This is a genomic window from Acinetobacter sp. 22512 (genome assembly GCF_052044755.1).
Classification (GTDB): Bacteria; Pseudomonadota; Gammaproteobacteria; order Pseudomonadales; family Moraxellaceae; genus Acinetobacter; species Acinetobacter pittii.
In genome coordinates, this window is sequence record NZ_JBQENP010000018.1 from 1 (window position 1) to 16,382 (window position 16,382).

At 37.8% G+C, this 16,382-nt stretch carries 12 protein-coding genes and 1 pseudogene; 5 read left to right on the plus strand and 8 right to left on the minus strand.

The features are described from left to right. Nucleotides 1–107 (plus strand): annotated as a pseudogene (locus ACTJJG_RS15550) (FAD-dependent oxidoreductase); the annotation flags it as partial. 53 nt (nt 108–160) lie between these two features. Here ACTJJG_RS15550 and ACTJJG_RS15555 read toward each other — a convergent pair. The 8 genes from ACTJJG_RS15555 to ACTJJG_RS15590 form a co-directional block, all read right to left on the minus strand. Then, nucleotides 161–2,167 carry an esterase/lipase family protein gene (locus ACTJJG_RS15555; RefSeq protein WP_032057074.1) on the minus strand — a complete coding sequence of 669 codons (2,007 nt, stop codon included), beginning with the start codon at nt 2,165–2,167 and terminating at the stop codon, nt 161–163. Between the two features lie 116 nt (nt 2,168–2,283). Next, nucleotides 2,284–3,222 (minus strand): ABUW_2363 family tetratricopeptide repeat lipoprotein, encoded by a 939-nt coding sequence (locus ACTJJG_RS15560; protein WP_017399898.1) that lies wholly within the window; start codon nt 3,220–3,222, stop codon nt 2,284–2,286. A 105-nt stretch (nt 3,223–3,327) separates the two neighbouring features. Beyond that, nucleotides 3,328–4,140 (minus strand): serine O-acetyltransferase, encoded by an 813-nt coding sequence (gene cysE / locus ACTJJG_RS15565; RefSeq protein WP_014206521.1) that lies wholly within the window; start codon nt 4,138–4,140, stop codon nt 3,328–3,330. After that, the gene (locus ACTJJG_RS15570; protein WP_017386153.1) at nt 4,133–4,972 is read right to left on the minus strand and encodes an RNA methyltransferase; all 840 of its coding nucleotides are present in this window, start codon (nt 4,970–4,972) and stop codon (nt 4,133–4,135) included. Before ACTJJG_RS15570 ends, cysE begins: the two co-directional genes overlap by 8 nt. 14 nt (nt 4,973–4,986) lie before the next feature. Next, nucleotides 4,987–8,550: a DNA polymerase III subunit alpha gene (gene dnaE / locus ACTJJG_RS15575; protein WP_017386154.1), complete on the minus strand. Its 3,564-nt coding sequence runs from the start codon at nt 8,548–8,550 to the stop codon at nt 4,987–4,989. Nucleotides 8,551–8,748: 198 nt separating this feature from the next. Next, nucleotides 8,749–9,816: a type II asparaginase gene (locus tag ACTJJG_RS15580; RefSeq protein ID WP_017386155.1), complete on the minus strand. Its 1,068-nt coding sequence runs from the start codon at nt 9,814–9,816 to the stop codon at nt 8,749–8,751. A gap of 669 nt (nt 9,817–10,485) precedes the next feature. Continuing rightward, nucleotides 10,486–11,793 (minus strand): dicarboxylate/amino acid:cation symporter, encoded by a 1,308-nt coding sequence (locus tag ACTJJG_RS15585; protein ID WP_002114420.1) that lies wholly within the window; start codon nt 11,791–11,793, stop codon nt 10,486–10,488. A gap of 473 nt (nt 11,794–12,266) precedes the next feature. After that, entirely contained in the window at nt 12,267–13,697 is a 1,431-nt protein-coding gene (locus tag ACTJJG_RS15590; RefSeq protein WP_014206525.1) for a pyridoxal phosphate-dependent aminotransferase, read from the minus strand. 239 nt (nt 13,698–13,936) lie between these two features. Here ACTJJG_RS15590 and msrB point away from each other — a divergent pair, with 239 nt between their 5' ends. From msrB to ACTJJG_RS15610, 4 genes are all read left to right on the plus strand, one after another. Then, on the plus strand, nt 13,937–14,356 hold the full coding sequence (gene msrB, locus ACTJJG_RS15595) for a peptide-methionine (R)-S-oxide reductase MsrB (protein ID WP_002114184.1): 420 nt from the start codon (nt 13,937–13,939) through the stop codon (nt 14,354–14,356). After that, complete coding sequence (locus ACTJJG_RS15600; RefSeq protein WP_002114194.1) at nt 14,353–14,838, plus strand: glutathione peroxidase; 486 nt, start codon at nt 14,353–14,355, stop codon at nt 14,836–14,838. Before msrB ends, ACTJJG_RS15600 begins: the two co-directional genes overlap by 4 nt. An 8-nt stretch (nt 14,839–14,846) precedes the next feature. Then, complete coding sequence (locus ACTJJG_RS15605) at nt 14,847–15,683, plus strand: AraC family transcriptional regulator (protein ID WP_032057071.1); 837 nt, start codon at nt 14,847–14,849, stop codon at nt 15,681–15,683. Nucleotides 15,684–15,747: 64 nt separating this feature from the next. Then, nucleotides 15,748–16,380 carry a LysE family translocator gene (locus ACTJJG_RS15610; RefSeq protein ID WP_032006690.1) on the plus strand — a complete coding sequence of 211 codons (633 nt, stop codon included), beginning with the start codon at nt 15,748–15,750 and terminating at the stop codon, nt 16,378–16,380. Nucleotides 16,381–16,382: the final 2 nt, after the last annotated feature.

Here is a 16,382-nt window from a genome sequence, read left to right on the forward strand (position 1 = left end):
CGGGTGACTGTACGACTGTACCTTACAAGCAAATCATTATTGCTACAGGTGAAGGCGCTAAAGCATCACTCTCAGCGTTTGATTACATCATCCGTTCTGGGCAGTAAAATTTAAGTTCAAAACGAAAGAGCCAAAGGATAACCTTTGGCTCTTTTTCTTTTTATGGTTTATATAAACCGTGTTCGACTAAATGCTCTCGTAAAATACGGCGTAACTCTAATACAGCTTGTGGTGTCAGTTGAATTGAATGGCCACCTGGAAGAACTTTCTCAGATTTTGCACCTTCTAAGTGAGCACTTTTGTACGGAACGATGCCATCGGTAATCACATTTGGATCATCACTCTTGGTAATATTTCCCATTATTGAATGGAAAACTAATCCTTGGTGTGGATTAATATTTTTAGTCAGCTCCATAAATTTAGATTGATGACTTAGATCACTTGGTCCATTTTGAATCAAACCATTATCAATATTACTCAAGAAATCCTTAACATCTAAATTCTCGGTTGTCAGTGAAGTCGCTACAGCCGACAAAAATGCACCCGGTAAACGAATAATTTTACGTGCTGCCAAGGTAAACCAACGATCCGCATAATCTGTACCGCGATGAGGGGAAGCCAAGAAAATTGCACGATCAAAATTATTGATTGAATGCATTTGCAATCGTTCAGTAACCATCGGATGTTTTTTAAAGCGGTTTTGCTGACGGATCGTCATTAACTCTAAGGCAGGTTTAGTAATATCTCCATCACTGACCAGTAAACGGCTGATAATACCTCCCATACTATGTCCAACAAGGACCGCATCATGCGCGGCAGGGTCACTTGGGTTTAATGAACCAAAAGCTTGTTTCAAGAGTGCATAAATCTGAAAACGACTTTCCAAAATTGGCATGTTGGTCGAATAGAAAACTTGCCAAACTTGGTAATTGTCTCTTAAAACCGTATCGCCCATAACATCATTGGTCAGCGCAATCCATGCCTCGGGGCTACTTGCCAAGCCATGCACCAACACGATAATTTTTTTGTTTGGATTATAAGGTTCGAGCATATATAAATGCGGCATAGTTAAATGCTGATCGCGGTCAATCAGAGTTAAATAAGCTGCAACTCCTAAATTGTTTTCGGCTAACCATAGGCCATAAGGTGCTGAAAAGTTAGCTGCTAGCGGATATTGCTTGCCTGCTACATTAATATTATCTGTCCGATATGGATCATAAACTCGAATCACGAATTCTGGATTATTAATAATTTCTTCGACAGTGGTCGCGTGTTTGGGTTCAGCTACAATAGTCGCAGCTAAGTAGCGTGCGTTATGAATATTTGGATTAACACCATTTTTATAATTATATTTAAGTGGATCTAAAATATATTCATTAATATCTTCATTTCCTGAACTCGGAAAAACAGCCACAAATTCGGAGCCAAAACCATCGCGGCGGTTAATGGTTCTTAAGCCAGAAAAATTCAGGTTATAACTTGAAATTAATTTCTCTAACTTTTGGCCTGATAGTTGTTTATGAAATTCAAAGTCTATTGAATAAACACTCTTACCAATATGGATTTGTGGCTCTACCACATTTTTTTTCGGGTATCTTAAATCATAAACACTGACCATTTTGGCGATTGCTTGATTATAGAAATCGCGAATTTGAACTTGTCTATTATCAAAAATACGGTCATTAGGCTTACGTTTTGTTGAAAATAGATAGGCATAGCTATAGCGAATACTTTTATCTAATAGGCTCAATTGTTGGTCTAAGCAATCATCATATCTATTCAGAATATTCTTTTGTTCTTCTTCAGATTTATGTTTAGTAAATCTACTTACTTTACAGTCAGATGTATCTGATAAAGCCATTGCTTTTGCGAGATACATCTCGCTTGCTGCTGATAAGAACTGTTCATCTAAAATTTGAGGAAGGTTTTTGAGTTGATTTACACAGGTTTCAGGTGTATCTGTACAAACTTTAGCTTCCTGACCAGACATTGATAAAACATTCAGACTCGCTTCGCTAAGTTTATCTTGGGTAAGAATACTATTACGTTCATTTGCAATCGTTACATTCAAAGCTTGCTGTTTAACATTTACGACCTGACAACCACTCAGAATTGAACCGAGTAGTATGACCGTCAACAGTGTTTTGCTTCTTTTTATTGAAAACATTATGGTCAAAATATAGTGGCTCAATGGTAGGTAAATCATACAAATTTTAAAATATTTTTCAAATGATCAAATATAAAAAAGGGCTGTCAAAACAGCCCTTTTTTATAGAATTAAGCTTATTTTTTAGGTGCAGCAGGAGTAGTTGCTGACATTGCTGGGTTAGTTAAAACTTGCCATACGTTCCAACGACCTTGTTTTTCAATTTCTTGAATTAAACGGTCAGCAATTTCCGCTTCATCTGGATATTTAACTTTATAGTTCTTTAGCGTCTGGATCGCGTTTTTCTTTTGCTCCATTGCAATATAGTTATTTGCAGCAGCTAAATATGCTTCTTGAACATTACCTTTAATGGCTTTGTCTAAATATGGAATCGCTTCACGTTGACCGCCACCTTCAGATAAACCAAAACCGAACCAGAAATTTGTCTCCGCATCATCTGGATTAATTTTTAAAAGTCTTTGAGCATATTCTAAAGATTTAGTGGTATGAACAGTACCTAAATCAAGGTTACGTGCAAGAACACTTGCTTTAAAAGCACGAATTAAAATATCAAATGATGCATTTGGATTTGCAGCAAGTGTATCAAGTTGTTGTGTTACTTCTTTAAGTTTACTTTCAAAGCCTTTACGTTCTTGACGGTCAGTAAAGCGAGGTGGGTAGTGACGTGCTTTACCTTCCACTAATTGTAAGAAGTCATCAATAGTAGTCACGTCAATTTCATTTTCACCGGCTAAAACTGCGTATTTCATTGAACGTTGTGAATTATTGACAGTCGGGACGATCAGTTTATTGACGTCGAGAGTAAGCTGTTTGGTTGGATCATCTTGACGATTAACGACCATTTTGGTTACAGGCTGTGCAGCAGCGTCTTTTAATGCAACTTCAAATGCCGGTGGCTGATCATAGTTAAAAGGGTTTAGCGCATAAAAAGGAGGAGTAAGCTCTGGTTCCTTGAAAACAAAAGGCTCAATTTTTTGTTCTTTTACGGGTGCCATTGTACAAGCGGTTAAACTTGAGGTCGCAAGGATTATATATGCCAAAGGCTTAAAATTCATAGGATCTTCCGTTCATTTTAGTAAAGTCAGATTTGGTACAGGTAAGTCTAGGAAAAGCTAAACAGACATGCAAGGGTAAGCGTGTTACATTATGAATCAAGAATATTACGTTTTTGATGTCTTATCTTGCGCACCGCATTCACGACGAACTTCTTCAATAATTTTCAGTTCTTCATCACTAAAAGGCTGTTCATCCTGACTTTCTTTTTTGAAGCTCGGGTCTAGCTCTGATAAACGTTGGCATAAATTATTCATACGCGTTTCATTATGCTGAATACGATCAAGTAAAACGCGCATACCCTCTAAAATAGGGTCAGACTGATCAGCAGTTGTCGCATATGGAGCGAAACCAATACTTTGCGCATAATCACGGCGACGTTCTTCATCTTTATTCTTGTCAGGCGCATCTTTATAAATATAGCGAGCAGGGTTCCCTACAGCGGTCACGCCAGCAGGAACAGCTTTAGTTACCACAGCATTTGAACCGACTTTAGCACCTTTGCCTATGGTAAATGGACCTAAAATTTTTGCACCAGCACCAACAACAACGCCATCTTCTAAAGTTGGGTGGCGTTTGCCAGTCTTCCATGTTGTTCCACCTAGGGTAACACCGTGATAAAGCGTAACATCATCGCCAATTTCAGCCGTTTCACCAATCACAACACCCATACCGTGATCAATAAAAAAACGTTTACCGATTTTAGCGCCAGGATGAATTTCAATTCCTGTTGCAAAACGACTAAATGAAGAAAGAAGGCGAGCAGCACCTTTACAATCTTTTTGCCATAACTCATGTGCGACACGATGCATCATAATCGCATGAATGCCAGGGTAGGTCGTGAGAACTTCGAGTGTATTGCGGGCAGCAGGATCTCGCGCAAATACAGCCTTTATATCTTCTTTCAGCTGTTTAAGCATTGGGTTGATCCTCCTTGTCAGATAATGCTTTTTTCCATTTACCACTGGTTAGGGCTTGTACACGACTAAAAATACCGCGAAGTAAATGATATTCCATACGATCTAATTGTATACGACCAAATAAACGACGCAAGCGTAAAGGTAACAAACGTGGATTATCTGGATCTAAAAATTCAATTTCAGTCAGCATTTTCTCTAGATGAGGGTAAAACTCTTCCATTTGTTGCTGAGTAACCAAAGGCTCATCCCATTGCATGCTTTGACCTTGGACTAATGGCATTTCTTCTGCATCTTGGTCCACGTTTTGTTGCTCTAGAGCAGACATGCGAAGTTCGTAACATACGACTTGAATTGCTTGCGCAACATTTAATACGCCATAGTCAGGATTGACAGGAATTGTTAAATGATAATTGGCTAATGCTAATTCTTCGTTTGTTAAACCACGATCTTCACGGCCAAAAACAATCGCAATTTGTTGTCCCTGACAGGTGGCTTTAATGGCTTCTTTGGCAGCAGGTCTTACGTCAAGTAAAGGCCAAGGAATGGTACGGCTACGTGCACTTGTTCCAAACACTAAATGGCAATCTTTAATAGCATCTTCTAAAGTATCGACAATCTCAAGATGTTCAAATAAATCCTGCGCACCAGCAGCAAGCGCTTGTATGTCTGGGTGAGGATATGTTTTAGGTGCAACAAGAACTAATTTAATTAGCCCCATTGTTTTCATGGCACGTAAAGCACTGCCAATATTGGCAGGCAAGGTAGTGTTTACCATGACAATACGCACTTGTGCTAATTGTTTTGACACAGTGTTGTGATCAAACGAACTCATAAGATTTCCAGAAATTACGAATATTGAGAAACTTCGCTTTGGTATAAATCCAATGCATCGTCCATAGTCATGTCCGCGGGAGGGGAAGCAACGGTTTGCGGACGAGCAGGTTCTGCTGCTTTAGCTGCTTTCGACTTTACTTGATATTCAATATAAATATTATCTTTACCAAAATAATCTCTGAGTTTAGCAAGTAATTCATCGAGAGGAGCAACTTTCCATTGCGGACCAAGTTGAAGCTCGGCTTGAGCATAAGGTTGATCAATCTGTAGCTGTAGAGTGATATGTTGATGCATATCTACATTGCAAAATGGCAAGATGATATTTTGTAAATCTTTTGCCAAAGTGGCTTGCATAAACTCTTCTGTTAATTTGATCTGAATGCTATTAGCACGTTTTTGTCGTATTTCATTTAAAGTAAAAGCCTTGGTTAAACGGCCCATTGGACGTTCAAAGCCTTCTCTTTCATAAATTTCGCCTTCAAAGACGACAACACGCTCAACTTGGATAATATCTTTAAAACGTTGGAAACGCTCATGGTTGCAACTTACTTCAATACGAGCTGTACCATCATCTAGTACAATAACTACCCGATTTGGGAAGTTTGCGACGTCAATGACTAAACCTGCATAGACTGTTGTAACACCACGACGTGTAGCCGTAATTTCATTAAGTTTTACAGGAATAAAAGCTTTAAGCTCTTGGCGGTAAACATCAATTGGGTGACCAGTGAGATATAGACCAAGCGTGTCTTTTTCGCCTTTTAGACGAACTTCATCACTCCACGGTTTAACGGGTTTAGCTGGCTTACGCTGAACTTCTTCAACCTCACCAAATAAATCCATAATACCGCTTTCACGATTGCTGCGCGCTTGTTCGGCAGCTTGAACCGCCTCAGGCAATTGTGCCATTAGGCTTGCACGTTCAATTCCCAAGCAATCGAGTGCACCTGCACGAATCAACGCTTCAAGAGTACGCTTATTGATTTTCTTCAAATCAATACGATGGCAAAAATCGAATAGATCTGTATAAGGACCAAATTGTCGACGAGAGTCAATAACTGACTGCATAGCTTGTTCGCCGACACCTTTAATTGCACCTAAACCATACACAATAGTTTTATCATCGCTCGCATGAAAATGATAAGTCGACATATTGACTGATGGTGGTAAAACTTCTAGGCCATTATTTCGGCAGTCATCAATTAAAAATACAACACTGTCGGTGTTCTGCATTTCCGATGACATTACCGCTGCCATAAACTCAGCAGGATAATGTGCTTTTAACCATGCAGTATGGTAAGCAACTAGGGCATAAGCGGCAGCGTGAGATTTGTTGAAACCATAGCCAGCGAACTTTTCCATATAGTCAAAGATATGGTTGGCTGTACTTTCATCAATCCCTTTTTCTGCAGCACCTGCCAAGAAAATTTGGCGCTGCTTAACCATCTCCTCAGGTTTCTTTTTACCCATTGCACGACGTAGTAAGTCCGCGCCACCGAGCGTATAACCCGCACAGATCTGTGCAGTCTGCATCACCTGTTCTTGGTAAACCATAATCCCGTAAGTTGGCTCTAATACACCTTCAAGAAGTGGGTGAAGATATTCAAAATCTCCACCATGCATACGGTGAATAAAGTCAGGAATAAGATCCATTGGACCAGGACGGTACAATGATACGAACGCAATAATCTCTTCAAATTTACTTGGACGTGCTTCTTTAAGCATTCGTTTCATGCCGACGGATTCAAACTGGAATACCGCGGTTGTATTTGCATCGGCAAAGACTGAATATGCTTTAGCATCATCAAGTGGAACATGCGAAATAATGAGCGGATCATTACTATCGCGATTTTTATTAATATTTTGAATTGCGTCTTCAATAACGGTTAAGTTACGTAAACCCAAGAAGTCGAATTTGACGAGACCAGCTGCTTCTACATCGTCTTTATCATATTGAGCAACACGGCTTGTTCCATCTTCATCACAAAGTACAGCCGAGAAATCGGTAATCTTACCTGGTGCAATAACGACACCACCGGCATGTTTACCAGTATTTCGAGTGATGCCTTCTAGTTTTAAAGCCATTTCCCAGATTTCACTCGCATCATCATTATCTGGGTTTGATGGGTTGGTAACGATATCTTTAAGCTGAGGTTCCATCTCGATAGCAGTGGCTAAGTCCACACCGAGCGGTTTAGTCGGTACCATTTTTGAGATACGGTCAGCTAAACCGTAAGACTTACCCAATACACGGGCAACGTCACGAATTGCACCTTTTGCCGCCATCGTACCGAAAGTTGCAATTTGCGACACGGCTTCACGTCCATAGGTACGGGAAACATAATCAATAACGCGGTCACGTCCGGCAATACAGAAGTCGACGTCAAAGTCGGGCATCGAAACACGTTCTGGGTTTAAGAAACGTTCGAAAAGTAGATCGTAACGAAGAGGATCAAGATCAGTAATTTTTAAGCTATATGCAACGAGCGAACCCGCACCTGAACCACGGCCTGGTCCGACAGGAACGCCATTATTTTTTGCCCACTGGATGAAGTCCATGACGATAAGGAAGTAACCCGGGAATCCCATTTTGAGGATAATGCCGACTTCGTAATCAATTCGTTCATCGTAAGGTTTACGAATCTCTGGCCAGTCTTCGCCACGTTTTTCGACAGGGTAGAGATAATCTAAACGTTCTTCTAGACCTACTTTTGACAAATGCTCAAAGTAAGTGTCAATGGTAAAGCCATCTGGAATTGGATAGTCAGGTAAAAAGTAGGTGCCTAGTTGTAGGCTAACATTACAGCGTTTTGCTATATTGTAGGTGTTTTCGATAGCACTTGGGATATCTGAAAACAACTCGATCATTTCATCGGAGGTTTTAAAATGTTGCTCAGGACTATATAAGCGTGGACGACGATCATCTGCTAATACATAGCCATCAGCAATACAAACACGGGCTTCGTGTGCTTCAAAATCTTCTTTTTCTACAAAGTGCACATCATTATGCGCAACTACCCCGACATTATATTGGGCAGCAAGTTTAGCGGCTTCTTGAATAAAGTCTTCTTCACCGGGACGATCGGTACGTGTTAAAGCTAGATAAACACGGTTACCAAATTTTTCGATCCATGCTTCTAAAAGGGGAGCCGCTTTTTGAGGGTTAGATGAGCAAAGCATCTGACCTACATCACTATGCTGGCCAAGTAAAACGATAATATCTTGATGTTGTTCAAGTACCCATTCTTTTTTTACACATGGAATACTAAGTTGTTGACCTTCAATAAAACCGCGTGAAACGATTTCAGTTAGACTTTTCCAGCCTACATTACTCATTGCAAGTAAAGTTGCACGATGTTGAGCATCGTCAAGGCGAATTGTGCTACCTAAAAGCGGCTTAATCCCTTTTTTTAAACAAGAATTATAAAATTTTACTGCTGCATGAAGGTTTGATAGATCGGTTAATGCCAGCGCAGGCATTTGGTCTTTAACCGCAGCGTTGACCAAGTCAGGTATGCGAACTATCGACTCTGTAATCGAAAATTCTGTATAAATACCGAGATGAACAAACTGCATAAACCAATCCTTAATACGACTGCAGCATAGTTTAGCACGCAAAGTTAAAACGAAATGCTTAATATTTTGGCAAACTGTTAAGGATTTTATTATTTAAGAAGAATGATTTGAATATCTATTGTACAGATTGAATATAAAAGAGCTTATTTTTAAGAAATAGGACCAACCCAAACTTTATGTTTGGGCTGGTTGAAAAACTTAGTACTGCCAGAACATGCGCTGAATTTCTTTCGTGTCATTAGTCTTAGTAAGAGCTAAAGCTGCAAGAAGACGCGCTTTTTGAGGGTTTAAATCATGTGCTGCTACCCAACCATATTTAGAGTCAGGTTGTTCTGCATCACGTAATACGAAACCTTGTGCGACACGTGATGAACGGATAATTTGAATACCGTTTTTGTCGTGAAGATTTTGTAAGGTTGGTACGATATATTTTGGTACAGAACCGTTACCAGTACCTGCATTAATGATCGCTTTAGCACCAGCTTTTGCATACGCTTCATATGCATCTGGAAGCATAGAGTCCGAACCATAAACGATCTGTACAGTTGGAAGTGCATCGCCTTTAATATTTTCAATATTAAACTCTGAAGCATTTGTATGACGTTTTACAGATTGTCTGAACCAATAAGGCTTGCCTTCAACCAATGTACCTAAAGCGCCCCATTGGCTAACAAAAGCATTTGTATGAATGTTAATGCCTTTAGTTACATCACGCCCAGCAAAAATAGAGTCGTTCATGAGAACCATAACGCCTTTATTTTTCGCATCATCAGAAGCTGCTAAAGCAACTGCACTATAAAGGTTAAGTGGGCCATCAGCTGAAAGAGCAGTTGAAGGACGCATTGAGCCAACAAGTACAATCGGTTTATCAGTATGGACAACCAAATTTAAGAAAAATGCTGTTTCTTCTAAAGTATCTGTACCGTGTGTAATTACGACACCATTAACAGATGGCTTTTTAACAAGCTCATTCACTTGACGAGCAATTTCTAATAATTCCTTGTCAGTAATACTCTCAGAAGCGATTTGTAATGCTTGAATACCAGTTACATTTGCCAAATCTTTGATTTGTGGAACTGCGTTAATTAGCGTATCAACAGGAACTTTTGCAGCAGTATAAGTTGCACTATTTGCCGAGCTTGCGCCAGCACCAGCGATAGTACCGCCAGTCGCAACTACAACAACATTATTTTTTGCATAAAGTGGGAGAGAGCAGGCTAACAAGCCCATCGCTAAACCTAAAGATTTAACAGTTTTAGTCAACATCGAAAATATCCTTATGAAGTGACGAAGTAAAAGTTTGTTGAATATGACTGCTTTTCCTAAGCAAAATACATACCATGTAAAACATATTCATAACTTGTTTGAATAAGAAGCATCCTTGAATAGCATTTTGTTTCATCAACAATTGCTTAGTCATTGCTTTTATTTAGCGCTAATAAATAACATGAATAAAATAAAAAATCTATTAAGTTTTTCTAATTTATCTTGATTTGTTTACTTTTTTATATAAATAAAACAAATGATTTTTTTATCTGTATAAAATTAAAAAATAATAGAGGTGTTTAAGTAATTTTTTGCCATTTGATATTTTTATATTGTTGATTTTATTGTTATAATTTAATATTAAGATGATTTTAAATTTTTCAGTATGAATTGAAAAATAATTCCATTAATTTAATATAATTTAATTGTTGTAAATTGAATTAAAATTTAATCACTTGGTATTTATTTTTAAAAATATAAAATTTGTTTGAATCATTTTTATTCTATTTTTAAGGTTTGATTTAAGAAAATTTAATAGCAGTTTAAAGTCATTATTTAATATAAAAATATAGGTGAATTTCTGCCAGTAATTTTAAAATAAAAAAAGAGCAATTTTATAAGGTCATATAAAATTGCTCTTAAGTTGGGAGAGTGGGAGAAAAGAGAAACTTATGCGGTCGTTTGTTCTTGAGTTGATTTAATTAATACTGGCTCTGGTAGTTCTTCAGTATCGGCCACTTTATCGCCTTCAAGCTTGGCAACAACTGCGGTAGCAATACTGTTACCTACTACGTTTGTTGCGGTACGGCCCATATCAAGGAACTGATCGATACCGAGCAATAAAAGGATGCCAGCTTCAGGTAAGTGGAACATAGTGAGCGTCGCTGAAATAACTACAATAGAAGCTCGAGAAACACCTGCAATACCTTTACTTGTTACCATTAGAGTTAACAAAATTAAGATTTGTTGAGTGAAACTAAGATCAATATTGTAGGCCTGAGCAATAAAGAGCACTGCAAACGTGGTGTACATCATTGAACCATCAAGGTTGAATGAATAACCTAAAGGTAATACAAAGCTCGTTACTTTTTTAGGCACACCAAATTTATTTAGTGCATCCATAACTTTAGGATAGGCTGATTCACTTGAAGCTGTAGCAAAAGCAAGCGTTACAGGTTCACGAATTAATTTACCTAAGCGGAAAATATCTTTTTTAAGTACGATTGCACCTACAGAGAATAAGATGATCCACAGTAATAAAAGACCGAAGTAAAACTCTGCGATTAAAATGCCATAGTCAACAATCAAGCCTAAACCTTGTACTGTAATTGCTGAAGCGATTGCTGCAAATACTGCAACAGGTGCAAACATCATGACGTAATCAGTAATACGGAACATGATTTTGCTGAGTTCATCAGTTAAACGAATGATAACTGAATCTTTTTCTTTGCCTTGATTTACAAAAGCAAGGGCTGAGCCAAAGAAAATAGAGAAAACAAGGACTTGCAAAATATCATTGTTTGCCATTGCTTCGGCAATACTGCGTGGGAAAACATGGCTTAAAAATGATTGTAGAGTGAAGCCTGTAGTCGCTGGAGCAGAAGAGCTACTCAATTGTTGCGCAGTTGGTAATACTAAATCTAAAGCTGCACCTGGTTGGAAAAAGTTTGCCAGACCCATACCGATAGCAAGCGATACGAACGAAGCAGTAATAAACCAAGTCATTGATTTAAGGGTGATACTGCCGATTGATGTAGATTTCCCCATTGATACAATGCCTGAAACAATAGTGGCAAATACCAATGGAGCAATAATCATTTTGATAAGGCGTAAAAAGATATCTGTAGGTATGTTGAGATAAGAAGCGATTTGCTTCAATTGTTCACCCTCATTAAAGAAGTGGTGACAAATCCAACCTGTCAGTATGCCAAGTAAAATAGCAACAACAATATACTTGAGCAATTTCTTTTGCTTCATATGAACCTCTATCCATTTGATTCAATCATCCTTTGATGGGATTTGAATGATTGAAAGCTTTCCTTGTTAGTTCAGTTCGGTCGTTCTAACGATGTTATCTTCCTAGATCTGTATCTGTTTTAACCGAATCGAATATGGCGATGTTGTTATGGAGATGGATTGTTGCTCGATTTTGAAGCGGTGTGAAATGCAAAAAAATATTGATCCATGCATTTTTTGCATAATAAAGGTTAAGTAGATTGAAGAAAATCAAGTGATTTTAAACGTATGGTAAAAAATATATAAATCAAAAAATTAACTAATTTTTAAAGTTAAAAGAATTATAAAATTTATAAAAATAATTTAAATACAATAATTTATTTTGTGTTGGTAAAATTGTTATGTGGTTAGGAGATTCTTCTTTTATAAAAATGAAAAAAATAGAATTATAAAAAAGGCACCTATTTATAGATACCTTTTTTGTTATGCATTTTTTAACGACGATTGGCTAAGAAACGACCTAGACGGGTAATTGCTTCACGTAATTCATTTTCAGCAGGTAAGAAAACCACGCGGAAATGATCAGGTGTTGGCCAGTTAAAGCCTGTACCTTGCACCAATAAAACTTTTTCTGCACGTAGCAAATCAAGCATTAACTTTTCATCATCTTCAATTGGGTAGATGTTCGGGTCAAGGCGCGGGAAACAGTACATTGCTCCATCTGGTTTTACACAACTTACGCCTGGAATTTCATTAAGCATTTCCCAAGCAATATTACGCTGTTCATATAAACGGCCACCAGGACGGATCAAGTCATTAATTGATTGATAACCGCCTAGGGCAGTTTGAATCGCATATTGAGCTTGAACGTTAGCACATAGGCGCATTGACGCTAACATATCTAATCCTTCGATATAGTCGGCAGCACGGCTTTTATCACCCGTAATTGCCATCCAACCTGAACGGAAGCCTGCAATGCGATAAGCTTTTGATAAACCATTAAAAGATACACAAAGCTGGTCGCCCGCTAATGATGCTACTGAAACATGTTCAATACCGTCATAAATAATTTTGTCGTAAATTTCATCAGCAAATAAAATTAGATCATATTTTTTTGCAATCGCTACAATTTGTTCAAGAATATGGCGTGGATATACCGAACCCGTAGGGTTGTTCGGGTTAATGATGACAATACCGCGTGTATTCGGAGTAATCTTACTTTCGATATCAGCAATATCTGGATACCAGCTATTTTCTTCATCACATTTATAATGAATTGCTGTGCCGCCTGAAAGATTAACTGCTGCTGTCCAAAGCGGATAGTCCGGCATTGGAATCAGCATTTCGTCTCCGTCATCTAATAGGCCTTGCATAGCCATTACGATGAGTTCAGATACGCCATTACCAATATACACGTCATTGACATGCATATTGAGAATTCCTTTTTGCTGGTAATACTGACAAATTGCTTTACGAGCAGGGAAGATACCTTTTGAGTCAACATAACCAATTGCATTTGGTAAGTTTAAAGCAACATCATTAATAATTTCTTGGGGTGCTTCAAATCCAAAAGGAGCAGGGTTGCCGATATTCAGCTTAATGATTTTATGTCCTTGCTCTTCCATTTCATTGGCGGCTCGTAAAACTGGTCCACGGATGTCATAACAAACATGCTCAAGCTTCGATGATTTTTTGATTTCTCGAGTAGATGGCATGGAATGGATGGTAGCAGTATTTTTAGACATAACGGGATTCACTTTTGCATATCGGTATAAATAACTTTTAAATGTTTTAACTGTTACCAAATTTAGATCATGTTGATCTTTCAATAGTTCAACAATTTTTTCATGGGTAAAACCCGATTGTTGATATTGTTTGATAATTGGTAGTAGTTGTTGGAAAACCACACTTTTTTTCTGAGACATGTTCTGTCCTATACAACCGTGCGCACTTAGAATAGCACTATGTTTGCTTGCTTTAAAGTAGATTGGTAATAAATTTGCTTACTTTTGATTTTGTATTTTGCTTACTTTTTGCTTTTTGTTCTTTATATGTTTAAATTCCAACAAATTTTACGTTCAGAGACTAGTGTTTTTGTGATGAATGGCGTAAATATAAAACTCGATCATCAGAAATGTTTACTTCAGAATAAAAGGTGTATGTCATGGGAAAAGTCAATAAAACAGACCGGGAATGGCAAAGAGAGTTATCACCAGAAGAGTATCGGATTACACGACAAAAAGGCACTGAACCTGCATTTACGGGGCAATACTGGAATACTAAGCAACATGGTACCTATGTTTGCCGTTGCTGCGGCGCAGAGTTGTTCTCATCAGATACCAAATATGATAGCGGTTGCGGTTGGCCAAGTTTCTTCCGTCCGATCAATGGTGCTGTCATTGATGAACATGAAGATTTAACGCATGGTATGGTCAGAACTGAAATAGTTTGTCATGATTGCGAAGCTCATTTAGGGCATGTATTTGAAGATGGACCACAGCCGACAGGTTTGCGCTACTGTGTAAACTCGGCATCATTACAACTGAAAACAGAAGAAAAAAATGATGAGGAAACCTATCCATGAGTAATATTTATCAGTTTGAAGCTGAGCTGTTAGAGGGTGAAGTTAAGCAATTGGCTGATTACAAAGGTAAAGTTTTACTAATTGTAAACACTGCCAGTAAATGTGGTTTTACACCACAATTTGCTGGCCTCGAAAAACTATATGAAAAATATAAAGATCAAGGATTAGAAGTTTTAGGTTTTCCCTGCAACCAGTTTGGTGGGCAAGATCCAGGAAGCAATAAAGAAATTGGTAGCTTCTGTCAGCGTAACTATGGGGTAAAATTTCCCATGTTTGCTAAAGTTGATGTAAAAGGTCCGGAAGCCCATGTGATTTTTAGATATTTAACACGTGAAGCTAAAGGTATTTTAGGTAGTAGTAGCATTAAATGGAACTTTACCAAATTTTTGGTAGGCAAAGATGGTGCTGTTTTAAATCGCTATGCACCTACGACTAAGCCAGAAGCTTTAGAAGCTGATATTGAAAAAGCATTAGCGAGTTAATCGTTTAAATGAACGCTATTCCTCAAGCTTTTGAGTTTTGGCAAGATGGGCGAATGCCGTATGTTGAAACCAGAAGATCCTGTTTTAGCCGAACGTGTTATAAGTCTCATAGTCATCCAACGTTTTCTATCGGGGCTATAGACGAGGGGAATAGCGTTTTTCATAGTTCATTTGGTACGCCCCAAAAGATTGATGCTGGTACTTTGGTGATTGTACCAGCACATATTGAGCATTCATGTAACCCTTTGCCGGATCAGGCTTGGAGTTACCAAATGCTACATTTGGACATAAGGTGGTTAAATCAGCTGTATTCAGAATTTCGAGAACATGGTCTGGATTTACATCTGCCTCAGCATAAGCCGCTCATAATAAAAGAAGAAACTTTATATCAGGCTTTTTCTGATATGAATGAAACTTTATTCGATCCTGAAAAATTAATTATTGAAAAAGAACAGTCGCTGATCTATTGCCTTACCCAGTTGTTACTCCCACATTTCGTATTAGAAGAAATACAAAAAACTGAATATTTGTATGAAGATTTTTTGGACTTAATTCATATTATTAAATCGTCAGAACAATTTATTTCTCTTGAAGAGCTTGCAGAGCAGGTTGGTCTTAGTCGATATGCAATCATTCGTTTATTCAAGGCCAATGTTGGTTTAACTCCACATGCATTTCAAATTAATTTAAAGATTAATCAAGCCAGAGCTCAATTAAAGCAAGGGATTTCACTCGCAGAGCTAGCTGTCAATTTAGGCTTTAGTGATCAAAGCCATTTTCATAAAGCTTTTAAAGCACATACGGGAATTACTCCTCGACAGTTTCAACTTGCAGCCGCGCAATAATTTACAAGAAATTATTTTTCTCTATTTTTAAGCTACTCCATACAATTTTAAAGATGAAATCGTTATGGAAGTTTTTTTGGTTATCGCCTTTACTCACTTTTTAGCACTACTATCTCCAGGTCCAGATTTTTTTCTTATTTTGACCAGTCTTTTGCAAAAAGGAGCACGTTATACCTATGGCGTTATTCTGGGAATTACTTTGGGTAATGCTGTTATCTTAATGGTGTGTATATTTGGATTTATGGTGCTTGGCAATTTAAGCAAAACGATTCTTTTAGTACTTAAATGGCTGGGGGCTGGATATTTAGTTTATTTGAGTTTTCTTTGTTTTAGAGCCACTCAAGGAACAAACTTAAATATTACTGTTGCTGAAAATAGTTTGGTTGAACAAGAGTCTAGTTATAAGAGTAAAGTTAAAAGCTTGGCTCTGGGTTTGCAATCTAGTCTTCTTAATCCTAAAAATATTATGTTTTATAGTAGTTTAATGTTACCTATTCAACAGGAATTTAGCTTATTTCAAAAATTACTAATGAGTATATGGATGACAGGAGTGGTTTTCGGGTGGAATTTATTATTAGTTCGTTTATTGCGTCAAGAGCGTGTATTAGCACAGATTAAACGCTCTGCTAGAGGAATATATTATTGCTCCAGTCTGGCTTTCATTTTTTTCGCAGTGTTATTGGTTGCCTATAGTTAAAG